Annotated in this window: 17 protein-coding genes; 9 read left to right on the forward strand and 8 right to left on the reverse strand. The window is 41.0% G+C overall.

Going from position 1 to position 25,456, the window contains the following annotated elements; genetic code table 11:
• Nucleotides 1-270: 270 nt before the first annotated feature.
• On the reverse strand, nucleotides 271-1,956 hold the full coding sequence (gene kdpA / locus VE944_RS29955; protein ID WP_324986118.1) for a potassium-transporting ATPase subunit KdpA: 1,686 nt from the start codon (nucleotides 1,954-1,956) through the stop codon (nucleotides 271-273).
• Nucleotides 1,957-2,673: 717 nt separating this feature from the next.
• On the opposite strand from kdpA, the gene VE944_RS29960 reads away from it, so the two are divergent.
• Both VE944_RS29960 and VE944_RS29965 read left to right on the forward strand, forming a co-directional pair.
• Complete coding sequence (locus tag VE944_RS29960; RefSeq protein WP_324986121.1) at nucleotides 2,674-3,750, forward strand: sensor histidine kinase; 1,077 nt, start codon at nucleotides 2,674-2,676, stop codon at nucleotides 3,748-3,750.
• An 82-nt stretch (nucleotides 3,751-3,832) separates the two neighbouring features.
• Complete coding sequence (locus VE944_RS29965) at nucleotides 3,833-4,507, forward strand: response regulator transcription factor (RefSeq protein ID WP_324986124.1); 675 nt, start codon at nucleotides 3,833-3,835, stop codon at nucleotides 4,505-4,507.
• Here the strand turns inward: VE944_RS29965 and VE944_RS29970 are convergent.
• On the reverse strand, nucleotides 4,504-6,405 hold the full coding sequence (locus VE944_RS29970) for a PQQ-dependent sugar dehydrogenase (protein ID WP_324986127.1): 1,902 nt from the start codon (nucleotides 6,403-6,405) through the stop codon (nucleotides 4,504-4,506). The two genes, VE944_RS29965 and VE944_RS29970, sit on opposite strands and share 4 nt — an antisense overlap.
• Nucleotides 6,406-7,431: 1,026 nt before the next feature.
• On the reverse strand, nucleotides 7,432-10,155 hold the full coding sequence (gene priA, locus VE944_RS29975) for a primosomal protein N' (protein ID WP_324986130.1): 2,724 nt from the start codon (nucleotides 10,153-10,155) through the stop codon (nucleotides 7,432-7,434).
• Nucleotides 10,156-10,954: 799 nt separating this feature from the next.
• Here priA and VE944_RS29980 point away from each other — a divergent pair.
• The 3 genes from VE944_RS29980 (at nucleotide 10,955) to petJ (ending at nucleotide 13,960) form a co-directional block, all read left to right on the forward strand.
• Nucleotides 10,955-12,127 (forward strand): RpoD/SigA family RNA polymerase sigma factor, encoded by a 1,173-nt coding sequence (locus VE944_RS29980; protein ID WP_324986133.1) that lies wholly within the window; start codon nucleotides 10,955-10,957, stop codon nucleotides 12,125-12,127.
• Between the two features lie 348 nt (nucleotides 12,128-12,475).
• On the forward strand, nucleotides 12,476-12,982 hold the full coding sequence (locus VE944_RS29985; RefSeq protein ID WP_324986136.1) for a GNAT family N-acetyltransferase: 507 nt from the start codon (nucleotides 12,476-12,478) through the stop codon (nucleotides 12,980-12,982).
• A 642-nt stretch (nucleotides 12,983-13,624) separates the two neighbouring features.
• Nucleotides 13,625-13,960: a cytochrome c6 PetJ gene (gene petJ, locus VE944_RS29990; RefSeq protein WP_324986140.1), complete on the forward strand. Its 336-nt coding sequence runs from the start codon at nucleotides 13,625-13,627 to the stop codon at nucleotides 13,958-13,960.
• Nucleotides 13,961-14,213: 253 nt separating this feature from the next.
• On the opposite strand, the gene VE944_RS29995 is transcribed toward petJ, so the two are convergent.
• A complete protein-coding gene (locus VE944_RS29995; RefSeq protein ID WP_324986143.1) occupies nucleotides 14,214-14,840 on the reverse strand; it encodes a Uma2 family endonuclease in 627 nt (208 codons plus the stop codon).
• Between the two features lie 209 nt (nucleotides 14,841-15,049).
• Here VE944_RS29995 and VE944_RS30000 point away from each other — a divergent pair, with 209 nt between their 5' ends.
• Both VE944_RS30000 and VE944_RS30005 read left to right on the forward strand, forming a co-directional pair.
• Nucleotides 15,050-17,143 carry a TonB-dependent receptor plug domain-containing protein gene (locus VE944_RS30000; RefSeq protein WP_324986146.1) on the forward strand — a complete coding sequence of 698 codons (2,094 nt, stop codon included), beginning with the start codon at nucleotides 15,050-15,052 and terminating at the stop codon, nucleotides 17,141-17,143.
• Nucleotides 17,144-17,341: 198 nt separating this feature from the next.
• Nucleotides 17,342-17,638: a hypothetical protein gene (locus VE944_RS30005; RefSeq protein WP_324986149.1), complete on the forward strand. Its 297-nt coding sequence runs from the start codon at nucleotides 17,342-17,344 to the stop codon at nucleotides 17,636-17,638.
• Between the two features lie 720 nt (nucleotides 17,639-18,358).
• Here the strand turns inward: VE944_RS30005 and VE944_RS30010 are convergent.
• The 4 genes from VE944_RS30010 to VE944_RS30025 form a co-directional block, all read right to left on the reverse strand.
• Nucleotides 18,359-18,778, reverse strand: a complete 420-nt coding sequence (locus VE944_RS30010) for a response regulator (protein WP_324986152.1) — start codon at nucleotides 18,776-18,778, stop codon at nucleotides 18,359-18,361.
• Nucleotides 18,779-18,892: 114 nt separating this feature from the next.
• Nucleotides 18,893-19,270, reverse strand: coding sequence for a response regulator (locus tag VE944_RS30015; RefSeq protein ID WP_324986155.1), 378 nt, complete (start codon nucleotides 19,268-19,270; stop codon nucleotides 18,893-18,895).
• Between the two features lie 60 nt (nucleotides 19,271-19,330).
• Complete coding sequence (locus VE944_RS30020; protein WP_324986158.1) at nucleotides 19,331-21,886, reverse strand: ATP-binding protein; 2,556 nt, start codon at nucleotides 21,884-21,886, stop codon at nucleotides 19,331-19,333.
• A complete protein-coding gene (locus VE944_RS30025; RefSeq protein WP_324986161.1) occupies nucleotides 21,883-23,736 on the reverse strand; it encodes a response regulator in 1,854 nt (617 codons plus the stop codon). The genes VE944_RS30020 and VE944_RS30025 overlap by 4 nt, the downstream gene beginning before the upstream one ends.
• Before the next feature lie 415 nt (nucleotides 23,737-24,151).
• Between VE944_RS30025 and VE944_RS30030 the strand changes: the two genes are divergently transcribed.
• Entirely contained in the window at nucleotides 24,152-24,538 is a 387-nt protein-coding gene (locus VE944_RS30030; RefSeq protein WP_324986164.1) for a hypothetical protein, read from the forward strand.
• 618 nt (nucleotides 24,539-25,156) lie between these two features.
• Nucleotides 25,157-25,456 (forward strand): hypothetical protein (locus tag VE944_RS30035; RefSeq protein ID WP_324986167.1); only part of this gene is annotated, 300 nt, incomplete at its 3' end.

Genomic DNA, 25,456 nt, shown 5'->3' on the forward strand with positions numbered 1-25,456 from the left:
GGTTGAGGAACGTAGCAAGATCCCGCAGGTTAAACCAAGATTTTTAGGGCTTTGTTGGGTTGAAAGAAATCCAACCTACAAATCTTCTTAACCGAGAAGTATTGGGAGTTATTAAGAACTTCCTATAAAAAAAAGATCCAATTTGTAGGGTGCGTTACGCGTAGGCGTAGCCCGTCGTAGACATCGCTAACACACCCTACGAAACGGCATAATTTATTTTTTAGTATTCTCGTTATATTCCAAACTTATAACTCATAACTCATAAATTTTCTAACTGCCAGATGCTAGCTTCATACCCTCGGCTATGGGGCCTAAAGCCAGAACGGGAAAGAAAGTCAATACTCCCAAAACCAATGTCACTCCAGCAGTGATACCAGTAAATACTAGAGAATCCGTTCTTAGAGTACCAGGGGTTTCAGTAACTGGTTGTTTGCGAGACATGCCGTCAGCTAACAAGAGGATGGCAATTATCGGAATGTAGCGTCCTCCAATTAAGCTAACTATTGTACTCAAGTTCCACCATAGGCTGTTATCCTTTAACCCTTCTAAGCCGGAGCCATTATTGGCTGCTGCTGAGGCGTATTCATAAACTACTTGAGAAATACCGTGATAGCCAGCGTTGCTAATTCCAGATAGAGAGATGGGATAAGCCAAGGCGATCGCACTGGGAATTAAAATTAGAATTGGGTGAATCAACAGCACGACGCCAGCCAGGACGATTTCTCGCTTTTCAATTTTGCGTCCTAAAAATTCTGGGGTGCGCCCTGCCATTAGTCCCGTTAGGAATACTGTGAGAATTAAATAAATAAATAAGTAAGCTGTTCCAGTTCCTTGGCCACCCCAGATAACCTGAATAAACAAGTTCAATAGTGTCGAAAATATTCCTTGCGGCATTAAAGAATCGTGCATTCCATTCACTGCACCAGTCATAGTAGCAGTAGTCATAACTGCCCAAAATGCCGTTTGTGCCCAGCCAAATCGAACTTCTTTCCCCTCTAAATTGGGCTGTTCTAATCCAAAGGCGTTATTAACAAGGGGATTACCTTGCAGTTCTCCTACGGCTGCCACTCCTACCAGAACTACAAAAACCACAAACACCATCCAGAAAAGTAGCCAAGCTTGTTTGATGTTGTTAGCAAATATACCATAAGTGTAAATTAAGGCTGCTGGTATAGAAATCATGGCGATCATTTCTATCAAGTTGGAAGCACCATTGGGATTTTCAAAAGGATGGGCTGAGTTTACGGCAAAAAAGCCTCCGCCGTTGTCGCCCAAAAGTTTGATCATTTCAAAGGATGCCACCGGGCCTCTGGCGATATATTGCGTTCCGCCTTCTAAGGTTCTCAAAACCAAAGTCTCTTTTAATGTTTGTGGTACACCTGTTACAAGTAAAGCGATCGCTCCAATAATCGAAATTGGCAGCAAAATTCGCGTAATTCCACGCACAAGATCGACGTAAAAGTTTCCCAACTTTCTACCTGTCAACCCGCGAATAAAAGCAATACCCACGGCTAACCCGGTGGCTCCGGAGGTGAACATCAAAAAGCCTAAAGCTGCTACCTGGCTAAAATAGCTTAAAGTTGTCTCACCAGCATAGTGTTGCTGGTCGGTATTGGTAACAAAGGAAATGGTTGTGTGTAATAATACATCCCATTTGATAGCACCGAAGCCGTTAGGATTCCAGGGCAAGAGTCTTTGAAAATATATCAGGAAATACACTGAAATACCCATGAGCAGGTTACTGCCAATTACAGCCCGGATATACTGAAAACCCGTCATATCATCTTTCCTGCGGACACCTGCTAGTACGAACATACTTCGCTCTATCGGGTTCATTAAAAAATCAAGCAGTGTTCTTTCTCCCAAAAAGACACGCGCTATGTATTTACCTAGTAACGGAGTGATTGCTATGACAATACACAGCGTTAAGCCAATTTGCAAAAAACCTTGTCCCATATATTTCGCGCTCAATTAAATTTAAGTGCTAGCAAGCCAATTTTTAGAAATAACAGATTAACTGTTAGGGTCTTTGATTTCAAGGGATTTGGTGATATCTCATGTCACCGTCATTTTTAAATCTGGATTTACTTTTTTCAGTTATTACTATCCAGATACTTATTGTTAAGAATATTTAATTTTTTATTATTAATTCATCTATCTCGCTAGTTAGGATTATTTGTTTATACAATACATTCTCGAAGTTTGCTACTTTCAAAGAATATAAATATTTCAGAGAATTTTAGTAAAGGGATTACGGATTGGGAAGGTTGTGGTAAATACTCCACCCCTTGTGGGTAACTACTTAGCCCCAATCTTCAGTTACCCAAGGCTATTTTATTCTCATCTAGCCCGCCTCAGAATGAATTCTGAGTCTCTAACAGCGAAAGTCATCTAAAGACGACTGAGAAAAGGTTATAGCCCGTTTTAACAGACTTTAGCAAGAGAGGAACTTTAGTTCTGGGCGGTTTATGTCTAGAACGAAATAGCCCTATTAGTCCCCAGTCGCCGTTTTTGCATGTGGACAATATAGAATTTTCGGGTTAATTGTCAAGTTAACATTTGCAGATATAGATTGCAGATAAATCATAATCGCTGAATTAAATAATTGTAAAGATTGTAGGATAACGATTTTTAAGTAAATGAGAAATGAATATATTAAATCGATTAATCGCTATGAAAAAAGCTAGAAATGAGCGTAGGGACACTTATGGGTTAATAGCGATCGCCTTTGCGATCGTGATAGTGTTGGAATTTTCAACACCACCTGAGTACGTATTTGGCTACCTCTACACAGGGACGATTTTGTTAGCAGATTCACGATTGAATCGGGGTGCTGTGTTGGGGATCACTCTTGCAGCTACAGGATTAACATTATTAGACTTGCTTGTTCCCGGAAGAGAAATACTTTATCTTTCAACGTTGGCAAATAGGCTGATTGCAGTTTTGGCCTTGGTGGTAACAGGTTGGTTAAGCGAACGCAACCACCGCAATGAAGAAGCGATCGCTTATACGCGAGCACAATTACGCTCCCAAGAACAACTGGCTACCATGCGTGAGGATTTTGTTTCTACCCTAACCCATGATTTGAAAACACCCCTATTAGGAGCAATTGAAACGCTGAAATATTTGCAAAATGAGCAATTTGGTGAAATCACGCCAATGCAAGCAAAAGTCTTACAAACAATGGCTCGTAGTCATCGGAGTACACTGCAATTAGTCCAAACACTTTTAGATGTATACCGCAATGATGCCGAAGGGCTGAAACTACAGTTATCACCTGTTAATTTGGCAACTGTGGCGGAGGAGGTAATCGCTACCCTGACTGAACTAGCTAAAACACGCCAGGTTTATATTTCTCTCCACTATGGCGAATCAGATTTTCGCAGCTTTATTTGGGTAAACGGCGATCCTTTGCAACTGGGGCGAGTCTTCACCAATCTCCTGAGTAATGGCATAAACCATACCCCTCGTGGCGGTAAAGTAGAAGTAGTACTTGAAAGTTATTCTAGCGATCAAGTAGTAAAAATACTTGATACTGGTTCCGGCATTACCGAAGAAGAGTTACCCCACTTGTTTGAAAGATTTTATCAAGGACATAGCGATCGCCATGTCTCAGGATCTGGACTAGGGCTTTATTTGACCAGGCAAATTATTACCGCTCATGGGGGTACAATTTGGGCAGAGAATCGCTCACTACGAGGGGCACTATTTGGTTTCCGCCTCCCTGCTTGTCCACCACCGGGGAGATGAGGCAGGGGAGGCAGGGGAGGCAGGAGGAGAGGGGAGAATAATAATTGCTAACTTCTGACCAATGACCAATGACCAATGACAAATGACAAAAATCTTACTTGTTGAAGATGATGAATTATTTCGGCTTGGTCTGCGGATGCGGTTGCAACAAGAAACCACTTTGGAGATTGTTGCAGAGGCAGAAGATGGGGAACAAGCTGTAGAATTAGCAAATCGCTATCCTCTGGATTTGGTCTTGCTGGATATAGGTTTACCGGGGATTGGCGGGATTGAGGCATGTCGCCAAATCAAGGAGAAGCACCCAAATTTACCAATTCTTGTTTTAACCTCGCGTTCTGAAAAACCCCTGATTTCGCGCTTAATTGCCGCCGGGGCCCAAGGTTACTGCCTCAAAGGTATTCTGGCTGAGTCTCTAATATTAGCAGTGCGATCGGTTGCAGCAGGGGCTTCTTGGTGGGATCAAACGGCAACAACAGAAATTAGAGCAGCTTTTGAGGGCAATCCTACTTTCATGCTGCCTGCAAAAACTGAGGAATCTTTAGAAAATCCCCTAACCAAGCGGGAGCAAGAAATTTTAGCACTCGTGGCAACTGGCAAAAGCAATCAAGAAATTGCTGAAATTCTCTACATTGCCCCTGGTACAGTACGGGTTCATGTCCATACTATTTTACAGAAACTAGAAGTACGCGATCGCACTCAAGCCGCAGTTTTAGCTATCCAAAAAGGATTGGTATCACCAGAACTGTTAATCAATTAATTGAGTGGACGCAGAAGTGTAATTTTGCCCGTGCCAGTCCCTTCATTGAGCTGGGCCACATAGAGATATCCATTTCTAGGATTCTCAACCAAATCCAATGGACTTGGGTTAAAACCCGTGAAGCCAGTAATACCCGTTTGGGAATTTACAATATCCAAGTTTTCCCCACCTGGTGTTAGAACAATGATATCTTTGCCAGCACTGTAACGGATCACCAAAAGTTTACCTTGTAGCTTGCCACCTAAAACATTACTATGGTACTCAATGATACCATTGGGTGAAAAATGCTCTCCGAAATCGAAGGCACTACCCTTCCAATTCCGGTCAGGTAGAGTACCTATGGGATATTCTTTTACCTGACCTGGATCTGTACCAACTGTAGGATTTCCACCACTTAACACCCACTCACAACGCTTAGGATTGGGGTGACCATAATAACCGTTTTTAACAACCCGAAACAGATAATCTCGCTGCGTGCCTATATTGATGAGACCAGGTACGGATGGACTGGTATAAGCCCCATTAATAGCTTTATCGATACGGTTTTGGCAGGCATGAGGTAGGGGGATAGGTGTATTTGGCGTATTGCCACCAGCTGCTGAACCATTTGTTGGCACATACAACTGACCATTGGTGTGCCAAACTAGATCGTAGGCATTGCGTATACCACTGGCAAAAATAGTTACAGCTGCTCCCGGCTTAAAGGGGTTATAAGTACCTCCACCCTCCGTTTTAACGCTTAAAGGAAGTGAGGTGATTTTGGACAGGTCAACTCGTAATACAGCAGCACTTAACAACTTCTCAGGACGATTACCCCAGACATTGTTTGGTGCGCCCGTACTACTATTACTACCCTGTAAGACATACAGCACTTTTGGCTCATTGGGCTTAAATTCAATGCTGTTGGTTAGATGATCCCGGATTGATCGTGGTAAATCAACCACATAATCTTTTACTGTCTCTAAGTTGGAACCACTTAAGCGAGTAATTTTACCAGTCCACTCTGGCGCATTAGTTCCATCCCAGTAGTAGTTGTTTGTTACCCATAGAATTAGGTTACTAGCATTTGTTGATGAAGGATCAAAGTGCATACCAATGATAGTTCGATTACCATGATTGGCAGTCTGTAATGAGGTAATGGTTTGTGGCGTACCTAAAGTGCCATTAGGATTCATCGGGAAGCGCAAAATCTCACCTCGTAAGGTGGCAGCATAGAGTTTATTGTCAGGGCCAATCAATACTGTGGTGTAAGGTTTGGCAGGGACATTCGGTAGTGAGATTTTCTCAAAACTAATATGGCTTCCTCCCTTTCCAAGGGTGTCTGTTGTGAAACTGATGCTATAGGGTAAGAATGCAGCACCATTGCTGTCTTCTACTCCGTCGGTGATTTGTAACAGATATTTGGTATTATTCTTGAGATGATTTATCGGGGACACTACAATCACATCTCCGCCACCCGAAGTGTTGTAGTTGGCAGCGACTTGTGTATTAGTGCTGCTATCGATCAGTTTGATGGTTGAAGCTGAAAGGCTATTAAGCGCAATCCCACTGTTGGGGAGATTCACGTCTGCTGTAATCGAGATATCTGGCGACACATTTTTCTGATTATCAGTAGGATTGCTCGTTCTGACCGAGGGACGGTTAGCCACTGCGATCGCAATATAGTTGAGTTTGCTATTTTTAGCACTTTTAGCAAAGGTATCTTCATGCACCCAAGCAAAGTTCCGAGTATCATTGTAGGTTTGACCAGTGTCTTTAATATACCCAGATGCTACAGGAGCGTTATTTGGTTGAAAATTAATCGCTTGAGCAATTGCTAATAGCAGTATTTTGGAGCTGATGTTGTAAATCATATATACCTTGCCGTTGTAGTCGTAGTTGATACGTGAATAGTCCATTGACAAGGGCCAAGTATCTGCAATGATTATTCCTGGCGATCCTTTACTGTCCACAAACGAACATGATGACCGCAAGGCCCAGGTAAACCATTCTTTCCCCGCAGCAATGGATCTACCAAAGCTGCATTTTTTAGTGGAGGACTCAGACTCTTGCCAATATTGCTCGGATAAGACTCGATCCCCCCAACCCCCCTTAAAAAAGGGGGCTAATAATTGGCTTATTTTCCCCTTTTTAAGGGGGGCTAAGGGGGATCTCCAATGACTATGCACCTTAACCGAGCAGTATTGAGACTCTTGCTGCCTTCGGGTCGTTAGAATTTATAAGCGCTCTTGATAGAAATTCTCCTTTCTGCTCTTTCTCCTCTACGAGAGGCTGCACGAACGAACTTCTACCTTTTTTGTTGAAAAAACTGTATTTTTATTGCCTGAGTTGAAGCTGGTGGAGAAACTATAACTTATCCTCCAAACTATGTAAAAATTATTTAGCAAATGCTTGAAATTACGTGATTACTGAACTTCTTTTTTCAGGGGACTTCCTAAGTCATCAATTTGGTGCAGTATGATTACCTGAAAAGCAAGAAATCTTCAAAGTTATTACCTTACTTAAATCGTTAACTACTGCTGGCAAATTTTATTTTTGTCTATGCTGTCAATTACAACTACCATTAACAGCAAATCATGATTTTTAAGGGAACTATCTAAATTATTAACTTTGCACAGTATGATTACGTAAAAAGTAATAAATCTTTAAAAGTATCATCGTAAACCGTAAACTGCTGCTAGCAAAGTTCATTTTTGTTTGTACTTTCAATATGCAATTAACTTTAGCAGCAAATTATGAAAGATTTTTTTAATATGTATGCCTGAACTTGTTTGATAGATGATACTTCAATTTGCTTCATCTATCTGAGGGTTGATAATGCATAGACTGACTCAATTAGCACGTTTGAAACAAACATCAAACTCAGCTAATTCTGGGGAATAGGAAAAAAGATTTTTATGCGTAACTATATACGCAGTTGATGATCACATAATATTTAATGGGTCTACATCAATAGTTAAACTCACAGACGAAGGACAAAGCGATCGCACTTCTTCCCAATCTGGTAATTGTGGTAATGCATCGGGGGCAAATTTAATCAATATCTGCCAACGATAACGATTAGCTACCCGCAAAATACTTGCTGGTGCTGGGCCTAATATCTCGAATTCTTCTTCTGTACTTAAGGTTGTGGCAATTATTTGCGCCGTATTTTGCACTTGAATGGGATCGAGACTACTTAAGCGCAATAAAATTAACCGCCCGTAAGGGGGATAATTGAGGGCTTGGCGTTGTTCTAATTCAGCTTGGGAGAAAGAGTGATAATCGTGCGATCGCACTGCTCCAATTACTTGATGCTCTGTAGTATAAGTTTGTACAATCACCCTCCCTGGATCATCGCCTCTACCAGCACGTCCAGCTACTTGAGTCAAGGTTTGAAATGCCCGTTCACTGGCGCGATAATCTGATAAATTTAGCAATCCATCGGCAGCGACAACGCCCACAAGTGTCACTTGGGGTAAATCTAAACCTTTGGTGAGCATTTGCGTACCCACTAATAAATCTGCTTCGCCGTTGGCAAACTGGGTGAGTAGGGTACGGTGTGAGCCTTTATTGCGGGTGGTATCGCTATCAAAACGAATCAAGCGTAACTCTGGGAACTGTCGCGCTAGTTCCTGCGTTACTCGCTGAGTACCGCTACCGAAAAATTTCAGGTAAGGGGAACTACAATCGGGGCAAAATTTGGGGTGCGATCGCGCATAGTTACAATAATGGCAGCGCAATAATTCCGGTGCTTTTTCTTCGGTGTGGTGATACGCTAACGACACATCACAGTAGGGACATTCCAATACATATCCACAACTGCGGCAAGATACAAAAGTACTGTGTCCCCGCCGATGAATAAATAAAATTCCCTGTTGTTTTCTCTCTTGCAACTCTTGCAAAGCTTCTTGCAACGATCTACTAAATATAGAACGATTTCCCTGCTGCAACTCTTGCCGCATATCTACTATTTCCACTGGCGGTAGAGGGCGAGAGTTGATCCGTTCGGGCAAACTTAAGTAATAACTCCTGCTTCCTAACTTTTGATTTAGGAGTGATGAATTAAGATTTCTTTCTTGTCCCCCCTCTCTGCTTGCGGAGAGGGGGCTAGGGGGTGAGGTTCCAACACTTACCCAACTCTCCAACGAGGGCGTAGCGGAACCCAACACTAAGGGGCAATTTTCTAACTCTGCTCGCCACTGGGCGACGGTACGGGCGTGGTAGGTGGGTATGGGTGAGTCTTGCTTAAAACTGCTATCGTGTTCTTCATCTAAAATAATTAAACCCAGGTTGGGCAAAGGGGCGAAAACGGCACTGCGCGTACCAATGACAACTTGAGGTTCTCCTGTGAGCATTTGTCGCCAAGTGTCGTAACGTTCACCATCGGAGAGGGCGCTGTGATAGACGCTGACTTTATTACCAAAACGGGCGCGAAAACGATCGGTTAACTGGGGTGTGAGTCCGATTTCTGGGACTAAAACAAGGGCGGATTTGCCTTGGTTGAGTAAAGGGGCGATCGCTTGCAAATATACTTCTGTTTTTCCTGAACCTGTCACTCCATGCAATAAAACTTCAGCAAATCCATCTAGTGTATGGATTGTTTCTAAGGCGCTAGCTTGAGCAACAGTTAAAGATTTAGCCCCATCGCCTGCTAATGCTGGCCCCTGTTCGGTTCGCAATACTTCCCGTTCTTCGATGACGATGTAACCTTTTTCTTCCAGCCCTTTCAGGGTAGGGGTAGTTGTTTTACAAATCTGTAAAAACTCATTTAACCACAACTCCCCACCACGCCGCCGCAGCACTTCTAAAATCTCTCGTTGGCGAGTAGTTAAGTCTCTATCAATTGTATTCCCCACTAGCGTCACTGCTTTTTGAAACTTCGGTTTAGTCAGTCTTGGCGGTTCTAAGTAGCTTTCTACTAATCCTTGTCGCAACAGTTCCCGGACTCCCTGGTAGGCTCGTTGAACTTGACCCTGTAAGTAGCGAAAACTATAATCGCCATCTGATTGTTGTTGTAGGAGTTGCAGAATTTTATTAGCATCTATATTGTTAACTTTCGCCACTAAACTTTGGAAGCTTAATAAAGCCAAAATTTTAATCAAATAATTATTTTCAATTGTGTTCAGTAAATAAAACTTAATTAAGCGAGAATAAGGCTGGTGAACGGCACGCATCAAAGGTGTATTTAACCAATCATTAGGATTAGCGTTAGTAGATACTGCTGCACCAGCTACAGTTAAGCGGATACGACGCTGCGATCGCCCCAGTAACCCTGGTGGTAGAGCAACCCGGATTACTTGAATTAGGGGCGTATAGTAATATGCAGCGACTCGATTGAGTAATTCCCAATAAGCACTTGGGAAAAATCCCACGCTGACAATATCTTCTACTTCCCGGATTTTTTCTGGTGGTAAATCGACATTTGGTTGTGCCAGTAACCGAATTGCGATCGCTCCTACTCCTAATTGTTGTGCCCCAAATGGCACGCTCAAAATATCCCCTGGTTTTATTTTTAACTGGGCTGGCAATCGATAAGTAAATAGTCCTGTACTTCCGGGACAGTCTACCAATACTTCAACCCACCTATAAACAGTTATACCTGACTGGTATGATTGGCTAGGTTCAGATACTAATAAAGGAGATAATTTTACGTCATTAATATACATAGCTTCTGACTTTATAATTAGATATTTACCTCACATAGCTGGTTAATAATAACCTAGCTTAAGTAAGTCTAATTTTTTATTTTGTTAGACTTAAATGGTATTTGCCAATACTGTTATCCTTCATAATACTTGATAAGTTTCCTCTTATGTAATCTACTAGACAAATTCGTATCAACTATACATGCAATAAATATTTGGTACCCACTATACAAATAAAAGCATGTCAGCCCTTCCTGCAACGGTTGCTCCATCTACTAAATAGGGAGTAGCCTTTTTCCGCCTATCGATAGATATTCAACCCTTTCTGTATATGAGATGCTTTTATACAAATAAGAATATCTTGAAATTAAGCTGCCATTATTATAATTTCTCTCATCTGGATAAATTTAAATCAGGAATGCATAACTCCAGCACCAAGTTCTTAATTTATCCAGTGATTTCCAAGAGATAAACATTAAAAATATTTATAAAAATATATGAAAGTTTAATATATTTGGATGGTTAGCTGAAATTTCTATGTTTGTTAAGGTTGAGAAAGTTTGAGGGGGTTTGACATATTTGATAATTAAGAAAAAAATGAAGAATATAATCTGTTAGGAGCCTGAGAAGAAAGTTTTGTTGGGTGCGAAGGCCAGTTTAGTTATAGGTTGTATCTAACTGTAACCCATAGGTACTAGGTAGATGCCGATTTTCATTCCTGAAGAAAAATTAGTATAAGCCTGAATTTCGCTATATAAACGGGTGCATTCGTCCCTTAGGGAAAACTACCAAGCCTCAAACGAGTAGCTGTAACTAAATTATGTACCAAACAAAGCAACAATCCCTAAAGGAAACTATGAATATTGTTGAATTAGGAGAAATGGAAATACTGGAGAATACTGCTGATATTGAAGAACCATTACTCGATATTTTAGAAGCAGTAGCAGGTGAAGAGTCTCCAATTGTAGTAGAAAATCTGGAATCAGACGAACGCGACGGGGATGATATGGCTGCCGCCCGTCCTTCGGGATACAATAAAACCGAGCATGATGATGCCGTCGGCGCGTTTTTTAAAGAGATGGCGCGTTATCCGCTTCTAAAAGCTGATGAAGAGGTAGAGTTAGCGCGGCGAGTTAGGTTTCTAGAAGAAGTTAGGGAATTACAAGCAGCCTTAGAATTAAAACTAGGACAGGAACCTAGCAAGGTAGAGGTGGCTTCCGAGCTAGAAATGACGGAAAAGCAATTAGAAAATCGCTTGTATCAAGGTAGAGTAGCGAAACGCAAAATGATTCGCTCGAATCTGAGATTGGTAGTTTCTATTGCTAAACGATACCTGAATCGGGGAGTGCCTTTCCTGGATTTAATTCAAGAAGGAGCAATGGGTTTAAATCGCGCTACAGAAAAGTTTGATCCAGATAAAGGATATAAGTTTTCTACTTACGCCTATTGGTGGATTAGACAAGCGATTACTAGAGCTATAGCTAACGATGCGCGGACAATTCGGCTACCTATTCATATTGTTGAAAAGCTTAACAAGCTGAAAAAAGCACAACGAGAACTCAAGCAAAAGCTTTGTCGCAATCCTACCGAAGGAGAAATGGCAGAAAGTTTGGAAATTAGTGTGCAACAACTACGCCAGCTACAACAACTACGGCGTCAAGCACTTTCTCTCAACCACCGTGTCGGTAAAGAAGAAGACACGGAATTGATGGATTTGCTAGAAGATGAAGATAACCTGTCTCCAGAAGCAAAAATGAATGAAAACATGATGCGTCAGGAGATTTGGGAAGTCTTGGGTGACGTGTTAACTCCACGGGAGAAAGATGTAATTTCTCTGCGCTATGGTTTGACAACCAGCGAACCCTGTACCTTAGAAGAAGTTGGCAACATGTTCAATCTTTCTCGTGAGCGAGTGCGACAAATTCAAAGCAAAGCCATGCGAAAATTGCGCCGTCCTCACATAGCCAAACGTTTAAAAGGTTGGTTGATTTAATTACATCTACGAAGATAGATTAGCTTCATTTACGAACATGGATCAAATAAAGTGCAAAACTTTAAATCTAGGATGGTGCGTTATCGCGTACCATAACGCACCATCCTAGATTTTAGGTGCGTTAGGACAAATGCCCGTAACAGACCTTACAAAACTTGCTCTTTATTAAATCCACATGCCTAATGAATAAAGCCGAGCTTGTATATGTATATTTTTTGAGCTTTACCTATCGCAAATTGCAAAAACAGGGCGTTTTATACCTTTTTTCGACTTTTCTTTAGTCATTAGCCAAAAAAACTTGCACAGTTGCCTATAGACTATGGACTATGAACTATAGACTATAGACTAATGACTTCGCGTAGCAATTTGATTGTGCGTTTTGCTGAACCAACTGATTACAGCGTACTGTTTAAATTAATTCAGGGGCTGGCTGAGTATGAGAAATTATCTCACGCTGTCACTGGCAATGCTCTGGAACTTAAAGAGCATTTATTTGGATCGCACAAATATATAGAAGCGATTTTAGCAGAATCTGCGGGTCAAGCTGTTGGTTTTGCCCTATTTTTTCATAATTATTCAACATTTTTGACTAAGCCAGGAATTTATCTGGAAGACTTATTTGTTTTACCAGAATATCGTAGGCAAGGTATTGGTAAGGCTCTCTTAACTAAATTAGCTCAGATAGCTGTAGAACGTGATTGTGGGCGCTTAGAGTGGAGTGTGCTGGATTGGAACGAATCAGCCCAAGAATTCTACCGTAGTATGGGAGCATCTATATTAGATGATTGGCGAATTTGTCGTGTTACAGGAGATGCGCTTACTCAGTTAGGAGCTGTTGAAAGAATTTACAATTGATAATGACGCTTTTACCTTGCTTAGACGTTATTTGAAAAGTATTTCGCTGTGACTTTGGGTACTTTTAGATCCCCCCTAACCCCCTTTAAAAGGGGGTACCGTGTATACACAAGTTTTGTCGCAGCCATATCTTTATTAATAAATCTCGATTAATAAATCTCGCACTGCGTTTCTATCCCGCCTCGGAATGAATTCCGAGTCTCATAGCTGAAGTCCACTCAAGTGGACTAAAATGATTAATTCAGTCTACTTGAGTGGACTTCAGTTCTGGGCGGGATGTCACTCTGACAAAAATGTGGGTAGAGAATTTTTCGATTTATGTGTACACCGTAGCCTTTTTAAGGGGTATTTAGGGGGATCTAAAACTATTTCATACCGACAAGAGGGCTTTTCAAACATCCTCTAACATAATTTGTAATAGTAGTGGTAAGCAAGTTCTTAGTAAGCACTTTAGTTTTTATTATCTAATATCAGTTTTCATTAAGGTTGCAAAGTACTTACTACAAACCCTGAATATTTCAAATCCAAAAACTTGATAGCGAAGTTTGACAGCTTGTCATTTGACTATAGCAGCGCCTCAACTGACAATTATGGAGGATATCGCAGCGAATAAGCTGTTATTGGAGAGAGACAGAACACGAAATGAAAAAAATTATTACAGTGATGCTGTTAGGCATAGCAATCTTCACCTTTGCCTTCAGTAGTCCAGCTTTGGCAGGAGATGCTGTTAGTGGAGCTAAAGTATTTAGTGCTAATTGTGCCTCTTGTCATGCGGGAGGTAAAAATCTGGTTCAAGCTCCGAAGAACCTGAAGAAGGAAGCTTTAGAAAAGTATGGTATGTACTCAGAGGAGGCGATTATCGCCCAAGTTACAAAAGGTAAAAATGCCATGCCTGCTTTCGGTAGCCGTTTAAAAGCTAACCAGATTGAAGATGTAACTGCTTATGTGCTTTCACAAGCAGATAAGGACTGGAAGTAGACTAAAATCTAACTTTAATAATTAACAATTTGCGGGGCTTTTTGTCCCGCTAATTTTAGGGTTGCCGAAATTGGCTTATCTCCAATTACAAGATTACCATCAAGCTGTTACAGATTGTACTAAAGCCATAAATTTTGCACCAGATAAATTTGAGGCTTATCTGAGCTTACGAAAAAACTGTAGATTTACTGAAGAGTTTGCGACAACAAATTTCGTCTGTAAAGGAAATCGCTCTTTTCTAATAGTGTAAGAGTTATACAGGATATCCACCGACTTGAAAAATTTGTTCGGGGGTTAAATTTAATTCGGGGAACAGAGGTGAGATAATGCGATCGCTACCTCGAAACTGGCTGACTTGGTATTCTCCATCAATTAAGGTGTAGAGCGAGACAGTTGGTTGTTTGGGGTTGCCAATAAATCGCCTACCACCTAAAGCAGCATAGTCTACAATCCAGTATTCTGGGATGCCTACAGCTTCATAATCAGCAGCTTTTTTTAAATAATCATCACGCCAATTGCTACTCACTACCTCAACTACTAAGGGTATTGATTCTGCTTGGCTTACAGTGGATTCTTTTTTCCACAGAGGTTCATTTACCAAATTAGGGAGATTTAATAGCAGTATATCTGGTGAGTAAGCCGATTCACTTTCAAGCGGTTTTACTATTACTGTTTTCGGTATGCCATAGGGTAGGCTTATGCGACTATATTCTAAAATAAATTTCTGAACTAAAAATACGATAATCTCTTCATGGTCGCCTGTTGGTTGGGACATTTCGACTATTACTCCATCATGTAATTCATAACGTTTTGGAGTGTTGTCAGGATATTTAGCAACGAATTCATCGAATGTAACTAATTTGCGTAAGGTTTGAATCATAATTTATTGCCTTCTATTGTGTTTGTGAAGCATCCAGTTGGCTCAATGCTAACGTTTGTTAATCATTTTTGAACAACAAAATTACCCCAATTGTCAGAGAAATCGGGCATATAAGGCGTGGAAATATGACAGCGTGTCTTTTGACATGATTTTGCTATTACAGCAACAATACTACTTGGTGACTGTTTTTAGTTGGTGTGAAAGAGAACGTGAAAAAGGATTTTTTGTTGCTAATAGTTGCTTTACCGAGTTTACTGATAGCGTTTCCTGGCTTTGCTACTGAAAGTGAAGTTAAGCAGAGAAATACTGATAAATCAACCGAAATTATTTTAAATATTCGGAGTTTGAGTGAAATTGAGCTACCCGTCACTAATGCCGAATTATTAACTCAACAATCTGCACCGAGTGAAGTTAATCCAGATCAGCCAGAAACAGAGCAAACTCCGAGCGATGATGCAGACATTTCTATAGAAGTGATCGCAGAACCAGATAACCTACCTCAATCTACTCCAACTTACGTAATTGATCAAGAAGAAATTAAAAAACAAGGTGCTGCAAGTTTAGCCGATATTTTGAAACGAATGCCTGGTTTTGCAATCAATGATGTAGGTCATGGTGCAGATATTCACACAGGTACATACTATCGGGGAGCCTCAATTAATCAGTCTGTATTTTTGATTAATGGCAGACCAATTAACAATAATGTCAACACTTATCATGGTGGAACTGACTTAAATAGCATTCCTGTAGAGGCTATTGAACGAGTGGAATTATATAGCGGCACGGCCTCCGCTTTATATGGTTCTTCAGCCTTTGGGGGAGTTGTGAATATTATCACTAAGGAAGGTTATGACAAACCTAAATTGAGCGCTAGTGCAGAATTTGGCTCATTAAGTTTAAATAATCAACAAGTAACTTATGGTGGTTCATCTGATAATGTCAAGTATAACTTTAGCTTTGAAAGATTCTTTACAGATAACCGTTACCGCGTCCCTGTAGGTGCTGCTAATCGTGATGAACAAGGATTTTTATTCAATGCAGATACAGCTACAAGTACCTACTTTGGTAGCATTGGAGTAGATTTAGATAAGAAAAATTCTTTGAATTTAGATGTTACTTCACTCAGCAGTCGTCGCGGTTTAATTTATTTCGGTTTCCCTCTGCAAAGAGATAGATTAGACCACGATGGTTTAAATGTTGGCTTATCTTGGAAAACTCGATTAGGTAATGGGGAAAGCTCTAATCTTACAACATCAATTGGTTATAACCAAGATTATTTTAGTACTTATGGCCCTACAGGAGTATCATTTTATCGCAGAGGGTCTTTAGATACACAACAACTCACAGCTAGAGTCGATCATGAATGGAAAGTTACTTCCAATAATAAATTGCGCTGGGGATTAGATTTGAAAAATACCGATTTAATCGGTGATGTTTTGAGTACAGATCCTACTAGGATTGCCGAAAACGAAAAGGAAGATCGGAGTTTGTTCAATACAGGTTTATTTGCTGTCAATACTTGGAATATTAGCGATAATTTTCTGATAGATTTAGGGCTAAGGCAAACCTTTGATAGCCAGTTTGGAAATTATCTCAATCCTAGTGTTGGGTTACGTTATGCTGTCACACCAATAGTAGCAGTGCGTGGAAGTTGGGCAGGGGCACAACGCAATCCTGGGTTAGATCAGTTGTATGTTTATGATACGGTTCATGGTTGGGAACCTAACCCTAATTTAAGTCCGGAAACTGGCTCCACTTGGAGTGCGGGAGTAGATGTGAATTTTTCTCAAAATCTGATTGGACAGTTTACTTACTTTGGTAGTAGTATAGGCGATCGCTTGGGAGTCATCGCCGGAAGATGGGAAAACATTGGATTAGTAGATACCAATGGTTTAGAGGCAGCTTTGCAATTAAGAATTGCTTCAGGCTGGTCAACTTTCCTCAACTATACTTATACGGATGCTCAAATAAAAACAGGTGCAGAGAGAGGTTTACAGTTAGGTTTAATTCCCTACTCTGTACTTCAAACTGGTGTAGGTTATGAAAATGCGGGATGGCAAGCTAACTTGTATGTTACTTACAATAGTGGCGCTCGTAGATCCATCTTCGCTAACTCTACTGACAAGCCTACAGATTTTGCGCCATCTTTCGTGAATTTAGATTTGACCGGTCGTATACCTTTAACTAGCAATTTAGGACTGACAGTTTATTTAGAAAATCTACTAGGTGAGCAATATGAGCGAGTTAATCGCATATATAGCCCTGGATTCACTTTCCGTGTGGGTTTAAGCGCCAATTTTTAGGTGTCTGCTTTGCTCTCTGCGTTTTCTGTGACTCTGCGGTTTGAAAGTTATTTATTGAACTACAGAGGCGCAGAAAATACAAAGAAAATAGGAGTTTTTTAGTAAAGACGACGCACCACTATACAACATCGTGCGTTAGGCTAAAGCCGTAACCCACCCTATTTAAGATTTACTTTTAATCTAAAATCTAAAATTGCGATGAGAGCTAAAATTGACAATCAAATACTTTTTATCCACCACGGAGATTTACCAGAGTTTAAGAAAGGTGGTTCGGTGGTGAGAAACTCTTATTTCTGGGCGTTACGTTCAATTGCTGCTCAAGCTTCGCGTTATCGAGATTGGGAATACGAACCGGAGGTTTGGCTAGCGCTTTCACGAATGCTTTTGTCATTTGCTGAATCTGGGTATTTAGGTCTTAGAGAAACCTTGCTGGAGTTTCCTGTATCTCAAGGAGAAATTCCTAAATTACTGCGAGATGTATCCACTTTTGAGTAGCGATGTATAGCTCTCATTAACATCGTCATTAATCGTTTGTCCTTTGTAAACATAAATCATAAAGGACTAATGATGATGGATAACCTCACGAGTTATGCGAGTTAAATGGTAATATAAAATAGCAATTTTGACATTTCAAAATGAGTAAAGTGGCTGTTTAACTAATGATGTGCTTTTTCTAGTCAAATTTAAAGTACTCCTGTTCATTTCTGAACTCAGGTTAGGCATCTCTTGCCAACAACGGCGGCAGAACCAGTAGGTTTCTTGTGAACGAATGTGACGAAGCATTTGGTTTGAACAGCAAGGGCAGTTTGTCATAAAATTGTTGTTTTATTAAAAAAGTTAAACACGAATAAGTTGTTCGATCTTGGCTTCACTACCAACAGTTTTAATTTATAAACAGAAAATAAAGAACTAATAAAGAAATGAAAGTAGTTCACAACTTTTAAAAATATCAACGCCCGTTTGCTTTAGCCTGATAGAGCAATACGTTTGAATTAAGGGACTTCCAACTAAAAAAATATCCCATCCCTGCGGGACGCTACGCCTAGCTTGCTTCCCTAAAGGGCTACGCATTTAAGGGCAGGGGAGCAGGGGAAAAACAGTAGTGTTGAGTCCAGAAATTGGGATAATTTATTTTTTGGAGTTCCCTAAACGTAGAAATCACTGTGGCAATTCCGATAGTCAAGGTGAGTGAGGTGCTGCTTCACACGTTTTTGTTTAATCCATTAGTGAAGTAAAATCCCAACCCAGCAGTTGAGCAACTTGAGCAGGGAGCGTAACTGGATTAAAGGGTTTGAGGATTACACCTGCAACTTGATACTGTCGCAAAATTTGCGAATCCAGCCATCGCGCTTTAGCACTGAGCAGCACTACAGGAATAGCTTGAGTTTCTGGATTATTTCTTAGTTTATTCATCAACTCAAAACTAGCAATGTTACGGATTGAGATATCTAATACAATCGCATCAGGACTATGATGTACTGCATTCTGCAATCCTTCTAATGAGGAATCTGCTGTCACCACATTCCAACCAGCTAAATCTTGGAGGCAAAATTTGACTATCTCACGTACATTTAGTTCATCATCAATGAGCAATATCGTTTTGCCGGTTATATTTACCTCCGTTAGCATATTCATTTCATTTCATATACCTTTCCGGTGATATAAAAGATTTTTATCTGTAACCAAAAAAGATAAATTACAAAAATAAAAAACTAATAAAGATATAGGTTTTGTTACAAATCTTAAAAATTAATCGTCCCACCCAAGAATCTTGGTAACTTCGTTGCAAATAGAGGTGGGTTCAAAGGGTTTGGTAATAATCCCGGCAATTCCCATCTGGGCGAAACGGGCGCGATCGCTTCCTTGGACTTTCGCTGTTAACAAAATCACTGGAATCCCTTGGGTTGCAGAATTTGACTGAAGTTTTTCGTATACTGCAAAGCCGTCAATATCAGGCATAGACACATCAAGTAGAATGGCATCAATGCGTTCTGTCTGGGCGATTTTTAGTCCTTCTGCCCCTGATGCAGCTGTCAGGGTGTCCCATCCTCCCAAGTCTTCTAAACAAGCTTGTACTAATTCGCGGATTCGTTCTTCATCATCCACAATTAATAATTTTTTAGTCATTTGTCATTTGTCATTGCTTATTTATTATTCTCTCCTGCCCCCTGCTCCCTGCCCCCCTGCCTAATTTCCCGGCAATGGCAGAGTGAAGAAAAACGTGCTGCCAACACTAAGAGTACTCTCAGCCCAGATTTGCCCACCGTGCTGTTCAATAATACTACGACAGATTGCCAATCCCAAGCCTGTGCCGCCTTTGGTGCGAGAATCAGAGGCATCTATTTGCTGAAATCGTCCAAAGATTACTTCTAACTTCTCTGCTGGGATACCTCGTCCTTGATCCGCGATCTGGAACAGGACGCGATCTGTTTGCTGTTGGACACTCAGGGTAATAGTAGAATCGGCAGGTGAGAATTTAATCGCATTACCTAACAGATTGGTGAGTGTTTGAACAATGGCATCAGCAGCTGCCCAAACTTGAGCATTGGTAGGGTAGATATTAAAGGTAATATTTTGCTGATTGGCGATCGCTTGCACTCCTGCTACTGCTTGTTGAATTAAATCAGCCGCATTGCAGGTGGTTTTTTCTAAGACAGCTCGATCCGATTCTAAGCGTTCCAAATCGAGAATATCGTTGACAAGACGCACTAAGCGATCGCTATCGATGGCTGCAATCTCAATCATCCGCTTGAATTTGTCTGGTTTTTTGTCGTAGATACCAGTTTGTAGTAAGCCTAGTGCGGCGCGAATTGCAGTTAAGGGAGTGCGGAGTTCGTGGCTAACAATACCAATAAACTCACTCTTGATCAGATTAACCTGCTCTAGTTCAGTAATATCTTCGGCAATCCCAGCAATCCGAACTACCTCTCCTAGTTCATTTTTGATCGGAAATGCGCGATCGCGAATCCAACGGATTGAATGATCAGGACGGATAATCCGATATTTTTTATCGTATTGCCCTGGCGCAAGCTGTTCAACGAATTCAATTTCGACACGCTGGCGATCTTCTGGGTGAATTGCATCAAACCAATCTGAATAGTTGTGATACAAGTTCTCACAACTTCTTTGCCAGATGGTTTCATAAGCCTTGCTCACATATAGAACTTGCTGACTTTGATTATCGGTCATCCAAAATACTGCTTGGATGTTTTCTGCCAGCTGACGAAACTTTTCTTCGCTCTCGCGCAAAGCTTCTTCGATGCCTTTGCGCTCAGTGATATCTTGGTGAACCGCAACCAGAACGTCGCCGTAGTCGGGATGCTTGAATACAGAAGTCGTCACACTACACCAAAATGGTGTACCATCTTTTTTAAGATTCTGGACTTCATGGGTGGCTTCAGTATTTTGTAAGACGGCAGACAGAGTGCCTTGATTTACATCTTTAATATTTACCGATTTGGTGAAAAAGTTCACAATCGAAACGTGCTGACCGTTGAGTTCATTAGAGTCATAGCCAAACATCTGCTCAAATTTAGGATTGGCATAGACAATGACTGCATTATCAATTCTCACTAAGCAAATGCCTTCCCCCATATTTCGGGTGATTACAGCTTGAAGCTCCAGCATTTGCGACTGTTCTAAAAGTGTGAGTTGAGTTTGTTGCTGCTCTATGACTGTTTTTCGCAGGCGATCATTTGTCTCTGTCAGTTGTGAAGTCCGCTCTTGCACTCGTTGCTCAAGTTCGGCATTGAGTTGTTGTAGGGCAATTTCTGCCTGTTTGCGCTCCGTTAGTTCTGTATGCACCTGTTCAAACAAAGCTGCTTGCTGGATAGCAATGCTTACTTGCGCTCCTAACTGCCGCAACAGAGTAATTTCTGAAGATTGCCACTCACGAGGAGCCTTACATTGATGAGCTGCCAGTAATCCCCACAATTCATCTCCCAAGGAAACGGGAACGACTAGATTTGCCCTCACCTGGAGACTTTCTAAAAATGCAATGTGACAGGAACTAATTCCGGCAGTATAAATATCAGTTTTCGCAGTGACTAAGCCTTGTTTAAAGGGTTCGACGTTCTCTTCACCAATGCAAGGGTCACAAATCTGGAGTGGCAAAAGAGCCATACAGTCCGGTGCTACAGACTCAACAACAAGCGTTCCACCCCAACCTGGATAAAATTGGAAGATCGTCACGCGATCGCACTTAAGAAACTGCCGCACTTCATCGACAGCAGTTTGCAAGATATCTTGTAAATTGAGCGATTGCCGGATACGCTGGGTCATCTCCGTTACTAAGCGCTGTTGCTCAAATTGCTGTTGCAGCGTTTCTTGTGCTTGTTTGCGTTCGTCAAGAGTCATCCGCAGTTGCTCGGCATTTTCTTGAGACAATTGTTGGTTGAGTTGTTGAATCTTCCGTCTGCTGTATTGAAGATTGCTAGTGATTAGGTTAATCACCAAGGCAACCAGTAAAAAGATACTTAGCCGCAATAATTTTTCTGGTTGATCGATCCAGAATTCATATCGCGGAAGGATAAATAAATAATCAATTGCCAGTGTGGAAAGGACAACTGTAATGATCCCTGGTTGAAAGCCACCATACCAAGTACTTACAATAATAGCTATATAGAAAAATGCACCAATTGTTCGAGAAATCAGAGGTTCTAACCAAAGTGACACCAGCAGGGCGATCGCTGTGGAGCCAATAGCAACACCGTAGGTGAATAATCGCGGATAATTTTTCATCATGCATTACTTCTCCCTGCCTGAAAGCGCCAGCGCGTTCTTTGAATGCGGCTCAGTACCCGCGTCACAAGTTCTGGCCCTAGCACTGGCTTGCTGATAAAATCATCGGCTCCAGCAGCAAAAGCTTGCTGAAGGAATTCTGCTTCGGTATGAGATGTAACTACTAAAATCGGTAAATCTCCCCACTGGGCATCCTGGCGCACGACTTTGCACAACTCTAGTCCGTTCACTATTGGCATTTCTAAATCTAGCACCACCAAGTCTGGAGATGTTGCAATCAGCATCTTCCAAAATTGCTGTGATTCTGCCAAAGTTGTTACTTCCAGCCCCCAAGGAGTCAGCAAAGCTGATAATCCAGCCAGTATTACAGGGTCATCGTCTACAATTAAAACTTTGGCTTCTGAAGTTTTAGGTTGAGGTAAGACACGAGCGATCGCCTGAAAAATCTGCTCGGTTGTCGCTGGTTTATGCAAAAATTGTCTAGCTCCTAAACGCGATACTGTCAGTCGATCTGCCAAGGTATTTCGTCCTGTAAAAACAATTACTGGGATATTTGGCGATCGCTCTGCTATCTCGCTCAATAATATTAATCCATCTTCCTCTGTTGTTGGAAAACTCAAATCCAGTAAAACAGCGTCAGGATTTGCTAGGGAAAAAAGCGATCGCGCTGTTTCTAAGTTTGGTGCAACCTTCATCCTGATTCCCCATGAGTCGGCTTCTGCTTGCAACTGCTCTGTCAGCGTTGTATCATCATCGATTACTAACAGACGATAAGTTTGGTTTATCGGAAAGTTTTGAGCGGTAGAAGTGACAGCAGGCTTGGTTAACTCTTGCTGTAATGCTGTTACCAGTTGCGAAAAATCAGAGATTTGATCGGGAGATAGCGAGGAATTTTCAAGCAGCAAATACTCTATTTTTCGTGCAAGCGGGGAACCCTCTGGATAACCGAACGACCCCATCGAGCCTGCTAGCTTATGGGCTTCATGCAATGCCCTTTGCTGTAACTCTTCATTTAAATTCCCTGATAAGAGTGCAGTTTTTGCCTCATCCAGCACTACAACCTGTCCGGCAAAAGAATTACGAAAGCGCTCCAGCACCCGATTTACAGAAGTCATATCTTTGATACCGGGTTTTTTCTTTCCATCTTGATTCCTTTGCACAACAGAGATGGAGCAATTAGGTGCAGGCCTGATGCGATAGCCCATGCCATATACCGTTTCTAGAAATTCTTCTGCTAGACCTGCTGTTTTCAGTTTCTTTCGCAGGTCTTTAATATGAGTTGTAACTGCATTTTCAGTCGGCGCATCATCAAAGCCCCAAAGTCGGTCTAGAATCACTGCACGACTAAAGATCCGTTCTGGGTTTTGCAAAAACAACTCTAGCAGTTTATATTCTGTTGCTGTAAGGGGAATTTCCTGCTCATTACAAATTACTCTGCCGGCACTTGGATCTAAACAGAGATTTCCCCAAGTTAACGTGGATGATGAGATTGCCTCATTGCGTCGTAATAAAGAGCGAATTCTGGCTAGTAATGCTTCTGGGTCGAATGGCTTAATGACATAATCATCTGCTCCCGCATCTAACCCTGCCACAATATCTGCATTAGAATTTTTCCCTGTTAACAACAGAATGGGTTTACGGTAGCCTTGCTTTCGCAGTTGCCGACACAAGCTAATGCCATCCAGTTTCGGAATTAGCCAGTCCAGCAAAATCAACTCATATTCAGCCGATAGCGCTAGTTCTAATCCAGCTTGCCCATTGCTTGCAATGTCGATAGTATAACGATTTGCACTCAATAACTCGAAGAGTGCTTTACTCAGTAATACGTCATCCTCTACCAACAAAATTTTCATAAGTTGTATCAAAAGAAGATGCTTATGACACCTTCGCGATCGCAAGACACACCCCAATACGGTTCGGATAAGCAGGGGAGGCAAGAGGGTATATGTTCAGCCATTTTTTCTCCCCCTGCTCTCTCTGCCTGCCTCAACTAAGAAATTCCTTAACCGAACGGTATTAGGACACACCCTCTGCGTGGTCAAACTTTTATGTTATTTTAATATATCGTTACAAAGAAGACAACAAGTTAATTTAGATTTTGCAGTCTGACATATTTGTTTATAAGCCTTAACAAAAAAGTAGTATTCTTCTTTACTTTGATTGTGAGAGATGTATTTAATTATTTTTTCTGTAAAAACCTAGAATCCTCATAAAATCTTTATATTTATAGATTATTTTTTTGAAAGTCTCAAGTCTGCTCTAGAAATTATGCAATACCTTTACTATCTGGCAAATGCTAGTCTGACACTGCGAGTTGTTGAATATTTTAGTAGGAATGGCCTTTCTGTTGAATTTGTTACTGTAATTAATCAATTTCATGGTTGGATAATCAACGTCAAAATGAAATCTTTTGTTTCAGTAGAAAAGGATAAAGACATTAGAGCTTTCTTGAATGAATTGGGAATTATTTACTCACCATCCGAACTCATTAGTCAGGTTCTAAGCAGTTTGGAAGCTGGAGAATCAGCAATTAATGTTATGGAACGCTATCATGTAGCGGTAGTTTCTCATGGTAGACCGCAGCCTAATGAGATTGAAGTATTCCGACAAAGTTATATCCGAGGATTGGGCTACTGTCCACAAAACTTAGCTTGATTTCAAATTATCAGAAAATAGTTCTAAGCGACTTTCAAATAAAAATATACCATCGTTATAGGGGCAGGGGAAGCTGGGGAAGCTGGGGAGGCAGGGGGTAGGCTGTTAACTTTGTGGGTTTTTAAGTGATATTTTTCATACAATGTTGAAAAGCTCACTAAATGGGGTCTAAAGTTATTGAATTCACAATTAGACACTTTGGTTGAATTGGTTAGAAATAGCGACACAAGCGTGATGAAGAAGAAATTAATAGATAAAAACGCTGACCTGACTGCCAGTCTTTCGAGAAGTCTGTATTTTGAGAAAGCAATCAGGCATTTTGATAAAGTAATCAGCAAATATACTGGCCATAAGAGCATGGTGAGACAAGGGGGAAGAATTACTGTAACTCTTAGTCTTTGTCTCTTGTGCCCCTACGATAGATGTGGTTGCAATGCACGAAAATTGCCGTAACTAATATTACATGACTAAAATAATAATTGCACTTATCGGGCACTCAAATGAAGTTCACTCCGTCACGATTAGTCATCATAGACAAACCCTAGTTAACAGTAGTACTGAGCTAAGGCTAGTTGTGAGAAGACAATTAATATGTAGCAGTTAGTAGAGGAAAATAAGGTGAAAATAGCGATTATTGCTAAAACATTACTTACACCTATATGTTTGTTAGCTTTATTTACGCCAAGTCAAGCATCGGCTCAACTTATACCGCAACCTTGGGTTTCAGTCGGTGGAAAAGATGGTGATGTAACTTATGCTGTAGGAGCTAGGGCTTTAAATTTTGGGGTTGAGCTAGGAACTGGCCCTGATGGTGCTACGGGAGTAGATGTTTTAAAATTTATTAGCTTGCCTGTAATTTCACCCTATGTAGGAGTTGGACTTTATTCAGAAGATAAAGGTGTTGCAGTTTCAGGTGGC

It is taken from the genome of Nostoc sp., assembly GCF_035638895.1.
In the GTDB taxonomy this organism is placed as follows: Bacteria; Cyanobacteriota; Cyanobacteriia; order Cyanobacteriales; family Nostocaceae; genus Nostoc.

What these genes read in the sequence shown, in the direction of transcription:
- kdpA (WP_324986118.1), bottom strand. Translation starts at nt 1,956, where the DNA reads ATGGGACAAGGTTTTTTGCAAATTGGCTTAACGCTGTGTATTGTCATA.
- VE944_RS29960 (WP_324986121.1), top strand. Translation starts at nt 2,674, where the DNA reads ATGAAAAAAGCTAGAAATGAGCGTAGGGACACTTATGGGTTAATAGCG.
- VE944_RS29965 (WP_324986124.1), top strand. Translation starts at nt 3,833, where the DNA reads ATGACAAAAATCTTACTTGTTGAAGATGATGAATTATTTCGGCTTGGT.
- VE944_RS29970 (WP_324986127.1), bottom strand. Translation starts at nt 6,405, where the DNA reads ATGGACTATTCACGTATCAACTACGACTACAACGGCAAGGTATATATG.
- priA (WP_324986130.1), bottom strand. Translation starts at nt 10,155, where the DNA reads ATGTATATTAATGACGTAAAATTATCTCCTTTATTAGTATCTGAACCT.
- VE944_RS29980 (WP_324986133.1), top strand. Translation starts at nt 10,955, where the DNA reads ATGTACCAAACAAAGCAACAATCCCTAAAGGAAACTATGAATATTGTT.
- VE944_RS29985 (WP_324986136.1), top strand. Translation starts at nt 12,476, where the DNA reads ATGACTTCGCGTAGCAATTTGATTGTGCGTTTTGCTGAACCAACTGAT.
- petJ (WP_324986140.1), top strand. Translation starts at nt 13,625, where the DNA reads ATGAAAAAAATTATTACAGTGATGCTGTTAGGCATAGCAATCTTCACC.
- VE944_RS29995 (WP_324986143.1), bottom strand. Translation starts at nt 14,840, where the DNA reads ATGATTCAAACCTTACGCAAATTAGTTACATTCGATGAATTCGTTGCT.
- VE944_RS30005 (WP_324986149.1), top strand. Translation starts at nt 17,342, where the DNA reads ATGAGAGCTAAAATTGACAATCAAATACTTTTTATCCACCACGGAGAT.
- VE944_RS30010 (WP_324986152.1), bottom strand. Translation starts at nt 18,778, where the DNA reads ATGAATATGCTAACGGAGGTAAATATAACCGGCAAAACGATATTGCTC.
- VE944_RS30015 (WP_324986155.1), bottom strand. Translation starts at nt 19,270, where the DNA reads ATGACTAAAAAATTATTAATTGTGGATGATGAAGAACGAATCCGCGAA.
- VE944_RS30020 (WP_324986158.1), bottom strand. Translation starts at nt 21,886, where the DNA reads ATGATGAAAAATTATCCGCGATTATTCACCTACGGTGTTGCTATTGGC.
- VE944_RS30025 (WP_324986161.1), bottom strand. Translation starts at nt 23,736, where the DNA reads ATGAAAATTTTGTTGGTAGAGGATGACGTATTACTGAGTAAAGCACTC.
- VE944_RS30030 (WP_324986164.1), top strand. Translation starts at nt 24,152, where the DNA reads ATGCAATACCTTTACTATCTGGCAAATGCTAGTCTGACACTGCGAGTT.